Origin of the sequence: Saccharomonospora iraqiensis subsp. iraqiensis, assembly GCF_000430445.1 — a bacterium.
Lineage (GTDB): Bacteria > Actinomycetota > Actinomycetes > Mycobacteriales > Pseudonocardiaceae > Saccharomonospora > Saccharomonospora iraqiensis.
In genome coordinates, this window is the sequence record NZ_KE387120.1 from 72,311 (window position 1) to 82,387 (window position 10,077).

At 72.6% G+C, this 10,077-nt stretch carries 9 protein-coding genes; all 9 read left to right on the forward strand.

The window, feature by feature from the left end:
• Positions 1–170: 170 nt before the first annotated feature.
• Positions 171–2,843, forward strand: a complete 2,673-nt coding sequence (locus ACTIR_RS0117980) for a valine--tRNA ligase (protein ID WP_084789600.1) — start codon at positions 171–173, stop codon at positions 2,841–2,843.
• Positions 2,844–2,876: 33 nt separating this feature from the next.
• Positions 2,877–3,908 (forward strand): serine/threonine-protein kinase, encoded by a 1,032-nt coding sequence (locus tag ACTIR_RS0117985; RefSeq protein WP_026455322.1) that lies wholly within the window; start codon positions 2,877–2,879, stop codon positions 3,906–3,908.
• Positions 3,909–3,943: 35 nt separating this feature from the next.
• On the forward strand, positions 3,944–5,425 hold the full coding sequence (gene folC, locus ACTIR_RS0117990) for a bifunctional tetrahydrofolate synthase/dihydrofolate synthase (RefSeq protein WP_026455323.1): 1,482 nt from the start codon (positions 3,944–3,946) through the stop codon (positions 5,423–5,425).
• Positions 5,422–5,850: a DUF4233 domain-containing protein gene (locus ACTIR_RS0117995; RefSeq protein ID WP_026455324.1), complete on the forward strand. Its 429-nt coding sequence runs from the start codon at positions 5,422–5,424 to the stop codon at positions 5,848–5,850. Before folC ends, ACTIR_RS0117995 begins: the two co-directional genes overlap by 4 nt.
• Positions 5,851–6,056: 206 nt before the next feature.
• Entirely contained in the window at positions 6,057–6,467 is a 411-nt protein-coding gene (ndk, locus tag ACTIR_RS0118000) for a nucleoside-diphosphate kinase (protein WP_007024995.1), read from the forward strand.
• Positions 6,468–6,586: 119 nt separating this feature from the next.
• A complete protein-coding gene (locus tag ACTIR_RS0118005; RefSeq protein ID WP_026455325.1) occupies positions 6,587–7,549 on the forward strand; it encodes an ABC transporter ATP-binding protein in 963 nt (320 codons plus the stop codon).
• A 65-nt stretch (positions 7,550–7,614) separates the two neighbouring features.
• The gene (locus tag ACTIR_RS0118010) at positions 7,615–8,394 is read left to right on the forward strand and encodes an ABC transporter permease (protein ID WP_026455326.1); all 780 of its coding nucleotides are present in this window, start codon (positions 7,615–7,617) and stop codon (positions 8,392–8,394) included.
• Positions 8,395–9,234, forward strand: coding sequence for an ABC transporter permease (locus ACTIR_RS0118015; protein ID WP_026455327.1), 840 nt, complete (start codon positions 8,395–8,397; stop codon positions 9,232–9,234).
• Positions 9,235–9,777: 543 nt separating this feature from the next.
• Positions 9,778–10,077: translation initiation factor IF-2 N-terminal domain-containing protein (locus ACTIR_RS0118020; protein ID WP_026455328.1), on the forward strand; the 300-nt coding region annotated here is incomplete at its 3' end.

Sequence of the window (10,077 nt, forward strand, 5' to 3'; positions counted from 1 at the left end):
TCACCGCCACCGTTCTGGCCGGGCTGCTCGTCCCGCTCGTCGCCGACCCCGGGCACGCCCCCGGATCGGGCGGTGCCGAGGGTGCCGGGGCCGGGGACGGCGCCACGGCTCCGGGCGGGGTCGTCGGAGGCGGTGCGGGTGCCGACCACGGTCTTTCCTAGACTTGCCCCGTGACCGACAGCGCCGTGAACGACAGCTCCGCGCCCGAGGGCGCGGCCCCCCGCACCGACCTGCCCACCGCCTGGAACCCGGCCGAGGAGGAGCCGGCCCTCTACGAGCGCTGGGTATCGGCGGGGTACTTCACCGCGGACGCCGGGTCCGACAAGCCGCCGTTCACGATCGTGCTGCCCCCGCCGAACGTGACGGGCACCCTGCACATGGGGCACGCGCTCAACCACACGTTGATGGACGCGATGTCCCGGCGCAGGCGGATGCAGGGCTACGAGGTGCTGTGGCTGCCGGGAACGGACCACGCCGGCATCGCGACGCAGAACGTGGTCGAGCGGGAACTGGCGAACGAGGGGCTGTCCCGGCACGACCTGGGCCGGGAACGCTTCGTCGAGCGGGTCTGGGAGTGGAAGGCCGAGTACGGCGGCAAGATCCTCGACCAGATGCGCGGGCTCGGGGACGGCGTCGACTGGACGCGCGAGCGGTTCACGCTGGACGACGGCCTGTCCCGCGCGGTGCAGACCATGTTCAAGCGCCTCTACGACGAGGGGCTGATCTACCAGGCCGAGCGCATCATCAACTGGTGCCCCCGCTGCCTGACCGCGCTGTCCGACATCGAGGTCGAGCACTCGGACGACGACGGCGAACTGGTCTCCATCCGTTACGGCGACGCCGAGGACGCCATCGTGGTGGCCACGACCCGTGCGGAGACGATGCTGGGCGACACCGCCGTGGCGGTGCATCCGGACGACGAGCGCTACGCCCACCTGGTCGGCACCGAGGTGGAGCTGCCGCTGACCGGCCGCCGCATCCCCGTGGTCGCCGACAGCCACGTCGACCCGGAGTTCGGTTCCGGCGCGGTGAAGGTGACCCCGGCCCACGACCCGAACGACTTCGAGATCGGCAGGCGGCACGACCTGCCGATGCCGTCCATCCTGGACGAGCGCGGCGTGGTGACCGCGCACGGCCCGTTCGAGGGAATGGACCGGCTGGAGGCCCGCCCCGCGATCGTGGCGGCCCTGCGCGAGCAGGGGCGGATCGTCGCGGAGAAGCGGCCCTACGTGCACGCCGTCGGGCACTGCTCCCGGTGCGACACGGTGGTGGAACCGCGTCTGTCGCTGCAGTGGTGGGTGAAGGTGGGCCCGCTGGCGAAGGCCGCCGGGGACGCGGTGCGGGACGGCCGGGTGCAGATTCACCCGCCGGAGCTGGCCAAGCGCTACTTCGACTGGGTCGACGACATGCACGACTGGACGATCTCGCGCCAGTTGTGGTGGGGCCACCGCATCCCGGTGTGGTACGGGCCGGACGGGGAGGTCGTCTGCGTCGGCCCCGACGAACAGCCGCCGAGCGGCCCGGGGTGGCACCAGGACAAGGACGTGCTGGACACCTGGTTCTCGTCCGGGCTGTGGCCGTTCTCCACGATGGGCTGGCCGGACGACACCGCCGACCTGGCGAAGTTCTACCCGACGAGCGTGCTGTCCACCGGCTACGACATCCTGTTCTTCTGGGTGGCCCGGATGATGATGTTCGGGCTGTACGCGATGCGGGACAACGGCCCGGAACGCTCGGTGCCGTTCGAGCACATCTACCTGCACGGGCTGATCCGCGACGCCCACGGCAAGAAGATGTCGAAGTCCCGGGGCAACGTCCTCGACCCGCTGGACTGGATGCAGCGCTACGGCGCCGACGCCACCCGGTTCACCCTCGCCCGCGGTGCGAACCCGGGCGCGGACATGGCGTTGGCCGAGGAGTGGGCCGCGGGTGCGCGCAACTTCTGCACCAAGCTGTTCAACGCCAGCCGCTTCGCGATCACCAACGGCGCCACCGTGGCCACGCCGGTGCCGGAGCGCGACGCGCTCACCGAGGCCGACCGGTGGATCCTCGGGCGGCTGTCCGCGGTGGTGGCCGAGGCCGACGACCTGATCGAGCAGTTCCAGTTCGCCAAGGCGACGAACCTGCTCTACCACTTCACGTGGGACGAGCTGTGCGACTGGTACCTCGAACTGGCGAAGGTGCAGCTGTCCGGTGCGCACGCCGAGGGCACCCGTGCGGTGCTGGGCCACGTGCTCGACGTGGTGCTGCGGCTGCTGCACCCGTTCGTCCCGTTCCTCACCGAGCGGCTGTGGACCACGCTCACCGGCGGGGAGTCGCTGGTCATCGCGGACTGGCCCGACAGCGCGCGGTCCGGACCGGCCGAGCGGGACCCCGCCGCCGAGGAGCGGATCGCCGACGTGCAGAAGCTGGTCACCGAGATCCGCCGGTTCCGCTCCGACCAGGGCCTCAAGCCCGGGCAGCGGGTCGTCACCCGGCTGTCGGGGGACGGGTTCGCCGTGCTGGCGGGCCACGAGGAGTCGGTGCGGACGCTGGCGCGGCTGACCGAGCCCGGCCCGGAGTTCACGGCGACCGCGTCGTTGGACGTCGCGCTCTCGGCGGGCACCGCGACGGTCGAGGTGGACACCTCCGGGGCGATCGACGTCGAGGCCGAGCGCAAGCGGTTGCGCAAGGACCTCGCCGCTGCGGAGAAGGAACTCACCCAGACGCGGAACAAGCTCGGCAACGAGTCCTTCCTGGCGAAGGCGCCCGCGGAGGTGGTGGACAAGATCCGCGCCCGGGAGGAGACCGCGGCCACGGAGATCGAACGGCTCACCGCCCGCCTGGAAGCGCTCGGCTCCTGATCCCGGACCCGCCCGACGGGCTCCGCACACACCGTGCGGCGCAGGCGGGCCCGGTACGAACGGGCGGCGGCCCTGCTCTCCTCCCGCGGGGACGGGGAACTCGCCGCGTGGGTGGACGCGGCCCCCGTCAACGGTGTGGGGGTGGGCGGGGCGACGGCGGTACTGGACGTCGACGCGGTCCCGGTGTTCGTCAAGCGCATCCCGTTGACGGACCGGGAGCGCGCACGTCCCGGTTCCACCGCCAACCTGTTCGGGTTGCCCGTGCTCTGCCAGTACGGGATCGGGAGTCCCGGCTTCAACGCCTGGCGGGAACTCGCCGCGAACCGCATCGTGACCGACGCGGTGCTCTCCGGCGAGGCGGAATCCTTCCCGTTGCTCTACCACTGGCGGGTCCTGCCCGGCCGCCCGCACGTGCCGGACGAACACGGCGACCCCGACGCCGCGGTGGCCGCACTGGGCGGCGCTCCGACGGTGCGTGCCCGCCTCGACGCGCTGCGCACGGCGTCGGCCGGCCTCGTGCTGTTCAGCGAGTACGTGCCGTACGACCTCCGGGACCTGCTGCGGCACGAGCCGGAGAGCAAGATCGGCATGGTCGAGCGACAGCTCGCGCACCACGTGCGCGTCCTGGGTGCGCGCAGGCTGCTGCACATGGACGCCCATTTCGACAACATGCGCGGTGACGGCGAGCGCATCCACCTCACGGACTTCGGACTGGCCACCTCGCCCCGGTTCGCCCTGTCCGACGTCGAGCGGGATTTCGTGCGCCGGAACCGGTCGCACGACGCCGACTACGCGGCCATGCGACTGGTCAACTGGGTGGTCACCGCGGTGTGCGGAGTCGCGACACCCACCGGAGGCGCCCCCGTCGCACGCAACGAGTACGTACGGCGGTGCGCCGCCGGGCACGTTCCGGACGAGGTGTCGCCCGTCGTGGCCGACATCCTCACCCGGTACGCACCCGCCGCGGCGAGGATGAACAGCTTCTACGGGCGGCTGTTCGCCGAGCGGGACGCGCGCGGCGGGGGGAGCCGGGCACCGCACGAACCCGATGGGGGCCCGACGTAGACTCGGACGTGTCAACCGAGCTGTAGGGAGAGTGCGTGTCCTCCGACGACCAGGAGTTTCCCCCGCAACTGTCGGAAGGGGACAACTTCATCGCCGGTCCGTTGCCGGACGACGAGTCCGAGGCCGAACCGTCGGTGGACGAGGCCGCGATCGCCGCGCAGGCCCGCCGGGACCTGGTGGCCGTGGAGGCCGAGCTGGACCGGCGCTGGCCGGAGACGAAGATCGAGCCGTCACTGACCCGGATCGCCACGCTGGTCAACCTGCTCGGTGACCCGCAGCGCACCTACCCGGTGCTGCACGTCGCGGGCACCAACGGCAAGAGTTCGACCGCGCGGATGATCGAGGCGCTGCTGAGTAGGCTCGGGCTGCGGGTCGGCCGGTACACGAGCCCGCACCTGCAACTGGCGACCGAGCGCATCAGCATCGACGGGGCGCCGGTGTCCCCGGAGACCTACGTCGCCACCTACCGCGACATCGCCCCGTTCGTCGGCATGGTCGACGGCGCGCAGGCACCCGGCGACCCGGCGATGAGCAAGTTCGAGGTGCTCACCGGGATGGCCTTCGCCGCGTTCGCCGACGCCCCGGTGGAGGCCGCCGTGCTGGAGACCGGGATGGGCGGCCGGTGGGACGCGACGAACGTCGCCGACGGCCAGGTGGCGGTGATCACGCCGGTCGGCATCGACCACGCCGAGTACCTCGGCGACGACCGCGCCACGATCGCGGGGGAGAAGGCCGGGATCATCAAGCCGGACAGCGTGGTGGTGCTCGCCGAGCAGGAGCCCGACGCCGAGCGCGTCCTGCTGGAACGCGCCGTCGAGGTGGAGGCCGCGGTCGCGCGGGCGGGCAGCGAGTTCGGTGTGCTCGAGCGCACCATCGCGGTGGGCGGCCAGATGCTGCGCCTGCAGGGGCTCGGCGGGGTCTACGAGGAGATCTTCCTGCCGCTGCACGGGGCGCACCAGGCCGCGAACGCCGCGGTGGCGCTGGCCGCCGTGGAGGCGTTCTTCGGCGCGGGCAAGGACCGGCAGCTCACCGTCGACGCGGTGCGCGAGGCCTTCGCCGAGGTCGCCACCCCCGGCAGGCTGGAGCGGGTGCGTGCCGCACCCGCGGTGCTGCTCGACGCCGCGCACAATCCGCACGGCGCGGCGGCGCTCGCCGCCACGGTGGAGGAGGAGTTCGCGTTCCGCAGGCTGGCCGCCGTGGTCGGTGTGCTGCGGGACAAGGACGTCACCGGGGTGCTGGAGGCGCTCGAACCGGCGGTGTCCGACATCGTGGTCACCACGAACTCCTCGCCCCGGGCGATGCCCGCCGACGAACTCGCCGCACTGGCCGTGTCGATCTTCGGCGAGGAGCGGGTGACGGTGGAGCCGGTCCTGCACGCCGCGATCGAGGCGGCCGTCGCGCTGGTGGAGCAGACCGACGAGCCCGAGGAACCACTGTCCGGCGGGGGTGTGCTCGTGACCGGTTCGGTCGTCACCGCGGGCGACGCCCGCACCCTGTTCGGCAAGGAGCCGGAGTGAGCGACGAACCGACGTCCGACACCCCCACCGACGACGCACCGGCTCCGGCGCAGGACCCGTGGAAGGGCTTCCGCGGGGTGCAGGCCGGCACGCTCGTGCTGGAGGCGATCGTCGTGGGGCTCGCCCTGCCGGTCGTCGCGCAGCTCGGGGACGGCCTGACGAGCGTGCAGGGCTGGGTCGTCGGCGGGATCGCCGTCGCGCACGTGGTGTGCAGCGGCCTGCTGCGGTTCGCCTGGTCGACGTGGGTGATCCTCGCGCTGCAGGCGGCCCTGCTCGCCTTCGTCGTCACCCTGCCGTGGGTGGCGGTCATCGGCGTGCTGTTCCTGGCGGTGTGGTTGTGGCTGCTGTGGCTGCGCCGCGACGTCGCCCGCCGCATGGCCCAGGGCCGACTCCCGGGCCAACACCCCACCAACCCCGCGAGTTGACGCCCGGCGCCCGCGAGTCGCCACCCCAATCCCGCGAGTTGTCACCCCGGACCCGCGAGTTGCCACCCCAGGCCCGCGAGTCGACGCCCCGTGCCCGCGACACGACGCTCCAGGGGCGTGCCGGATCGCCGTGACCGGGCACGGATAAGGTGCCGGACAACAGAAGTCAAGCCTTGACATCCCTGACCGAGCGAAGGAGAACCACCATGAGCGAGCGCACCCTGGTCCTGGTCAAGCCCGACGGCGTCAAGCGCGGTCTCGTCGGCGAGGTGATCGCGCGGATCGAGCGCAAGGGCCTCGGCCTCGCGGCGATGGACCTGCGTGACGTGCCGCGGTCGGTGGCCGAGGAGCACTACGCCGAGCACAAGGACAAGCCGTTCTACGGCGAGCTGCTGGACTTCATCACCTCCGGCCCCGTCGTGGCGATGGCGGTCGAGGGGCCGCGCGCGGTGACCGCGTTCCGCCAGCTCGCGGGCGGGACCGACCCGGTGGACAAGGCCACGCCCGGCACCCTGCGCGGGGACTACGCGCTGGAGACCCAGTTCAACCTGGTGCACGGGTCCGACTCGCCCGAGTCCGCCGAGCGCGAGCTGAAGCTCTGGTTCCCGGACCTCTGAGCGCCGCGCCGCCGGTGCCGTGAAGGACGCCTTCCCGGCACCGGCCGTTCCCCGCCGAGGACGATCGCGTGTTGTCGGTGGTCTGTGGCAGTGTCCGCGCTGTGGGGAATCACACGGTGATGCCGGACGACGCCGACCGGGCGGGGGAGGCGGTCGGGGACGCGCCGCTCGTCCAGGCCAAGGCGTTGGTCAAGCGGTTCGGGGGCACGGAAGCCGTCCGGGGGATCGATCTGCACGTCCGCCGGGGCGAGGCGTTCGGTTTCCTCGGCCCGAACGGGGCGGGCAAGTCCTCGACCATGCGCATGATCGCGTGTGTCTCGCCGCGCTCGGACGGTGCGCTGTCGGTGCTGGGCATGGACCCGGACCGGGACGGTCCCCGCATCCGGGCGCGGCTCGGCGTGGTGCCGCAGCAGGACACGCTGGACACCGAGCTGACGGTCCGCCAGAACCTCCAGGTCTACGGGCGCTACTTCGGGCTCTCCCGCGCGGTCGTGCGCCGGCGTGCCGGGGAGCTGATGGAGTTCGCGCAGCTGTCCGACCGCGCCGACGACGAGGTCGAGTCCCTGTCCGGCGGGATGAAGCGGCGGCTGACCATCGCCCGGTCCCTGGTCAACGACCCGGACCTGCTGCTGCTCGACGAACCCACCACGGGCCTCGACCCGCAGGCGCGGCATCTGCTCTGGGACCGGCTGTTCCGGCTCAAGTCCCGCGGCGTGACCCTGCTGCTCACCACGCACTACATGGACGAGGCCGAGCAGCTGTGCGACCGCCTGGTCGTGCTGGACGACGGCCGGATCGTCGCCGAGGGGAGCCCGGCCGAACTGATCAGCCGGTACTCCACCCGGGAGGTACTGGAGCTGCGGCCCGCGGAACAGGACCGGGCCGGGCTGGCCGAGCTGGTCGGTGACCTCGCCGAGCGCACCGAGATCCTGCCCGACCGGATCCTGCTCTACACCGCCGAGGGCGAGGCCGCGCTGGAGCGGGTCCACGCGCGGGGTGTGCGCCCGGTAGCCAGCCTGGTGCGGCGCGCCACCCTGGAGGACGTCTTCCTCCGGCTCACCGGACGGAGTCTGGTCGAGTGACCGGGCCGGATCGCCGCCCCCGCCCCGGCGGCGGTGCCGACACGGCCGGGGAGGAGACCGCGCGGGTGCTCGGCTCCTGGCGGGCCGCGTGGTTGCGGGTGGAGGGCCACTGGACGTGGTACCGCCGGTACTGGACGTCCAACCTCTACTCCTCGGGCCTGCAGCCGTTGCTGTTCCTGCTCGCCATGGGCATCGGCTTCGGCTCCCAGGTGGAGCCCGGCGCCGCCACCGGCGGGGTGAGTTACCTGCACTACGTCGCTCCGGCGCTGCTGGTGGCGGGCGCGGTACAGAACGCGGTCGGTGCGGCGAGCTACCCGGTGCTGTCCGGGTTCAAGTGGCAGCGCGACTACCACGCGGTGACCGCCACGCCGGTCACTCCGGGGCAGGTGCTCGGCGGGCAGTTGCTGTGGATCGGTCTGCGCCTGGCCCTCGCCTGCGTGGTGTACGCGCTGGTCGCCACCGCGTTCGGCGCCTGGACCGGCGCGGGGGTGCTGCTCGTGGTGCCGGTCGGGGTCCTGGCCGGGCTGGCCTGTGCCGCGCCGGTGACGGCGGTGGCGGCGACCACCTACGACGAGGGGGCACGCTTCGCGGCGGTGTTCCGGTTCGTCGTCATGCCGATGGTGTTGTTCTCGGGCACGTTCTTCCCGGTCGGGCACATCCCGGCGGCGCTGCGGTGGCTCGCCTGGATCTCGCCGCTGTGGCACGGCAACGAACTCGCCAGGGCGGCCACGCTCGGGTCGGCGGGGCCGCTGCCCGTGCTGGGGCACCTCGCCTACCTCGCGGCGGTGTTCGCCCTCGGCGGGCTCGTGGCCCGGCACTTCTTCTACCGACGGCTGGTGGTGTGAATGGTGGCGACGTCGCGGGACGCCCCGGCGCGGACGCGCCCGCGGGTGCTCGCCCGGATGCTGCCCGCCGGGCGGTACGCGGGCCGGGCCACCGCGTTGATCGAACGTTCGGCGTTGGTGTACTCGCGGGTCTGGCTGGTGTTCGTCTCCGGCGTCGTCGAGCCGGTGCTGTACCTGCTCGCGTTCCAGGTCGGCTTCGGTCGGCTGGTGGGCGAGGTGGTGGGGCCGGGTGGGCAGTCGATGTCCTACGTGGCGTTCGTCGCGCCCGCGCTCATGGCGGCCTCGGCGATGAACGGCGCGGTCTTCGACGCCACCTTCGGCACCTTCTTCAAGGTCCGCTACGACAGGACCTACGACGCCATGCTCGCCACCCCGATGGGGCCGCTCGACCTCGTCCTGGGGGAGATCGGCTGGGCGGTGCTGCGCGGAGCCCTGTACGCCTGCGCGTTCTTCGGCGTGATGGCGGCGATGGGGCTCGTGGCGACCCCGTGGGCGGTGCTGACGGTGCCGGTGGCGGTGCTGGTGTCGTTCGCGTTCGCCGCCGTCGGCATGGTGTGCGCGACACTGCTGCGCACGCCGTCGCAGTTCGACTTCGTGCAGCTGGCGATCGTGCCGATGTTCCTGTTCTCCACGACGTTCTTCCCGCTGTCGGTCTATCCCGACGCGCTCGCGCTGCTCGTGCGGTGTCTGCCTCTCTACCACGGGGTGGAGCTCACCCGCGGATTCGCGGCGGGGGTGCCGGACGTGTCGATGCTCGGGCACGTCGCCTACCTGGTGGTGCTGGCCGTGTGCGGTGTGTTCGCGGCGGCGCGCCGCATGGAGGGGATGCTCCTGCGCTGACGGCCCGCGGACACCGGGTGTCCGTCCGCGCGGAGTATCCTCGGCACCGGGAACCGCGGTCGGGCGTGGTCGTGCCTCCGCTTCCGGTGGTGCCGTCACCCGGTGTCTCCGGCCACGTGGCCGGGTGGCGCACGGTCGGGGGCGCCGGGCGGAACGCCCCTCGTTCGGGGTCGCCCCGAAGAGGGCCGCGATGACGCCGTGTGAGTATGGGATACTGGACACCGGTTACCGAGTCGTCGGCGTCGACGGACGGCGGGGCGGCTGCGGGTGGCCCGGTGACGTGCTGGAGGAACCGCGGGTCGTCGCCACCGCGCACGGGACGTGCCGGACGACTCGACGACAGGGAGGCGCACCCGGTGTGCGTGCGTTCCGCCGGGACGTCGTCGCGGGACCTGCCGTCGGCGGTGTGTCGGTGTACGCCGGCCCTCCGGTGGCTTGCAAGGCAAGGATTCCCGCCACGGTGGACTCCACCACGGCGGACACAACAGGGACACGGCCCCTGAGCGGCGGCGTGCTGAACGCGCCCGGGGGTGGAGGAGATGTATGTCGAACGCGGAGACACCCGCCGAGAACGTCGGCGGGACCGCCGCCACATCCGCTGCGCAGACGCTGGCGGATCTGCCCGAGAAGACCCGGGTCCACGTGGTGGCGAAACGACTCGGCACCACGAGCAGGGAGGTGCTGACGGCGCTGGCCGATCTCGGGGAGACGGCGCGCAGCCCGCAGTCCGGGGTGTCCCGGGACGTCGCCTTCCGCGTCGCCGAGGCGCTGGGCGTGGGTGTCGACACCGCCGGGGAGGGCGAGGTGGCCCGGCCGGACGAGGCGGCGGAGCCCGACGGGGCC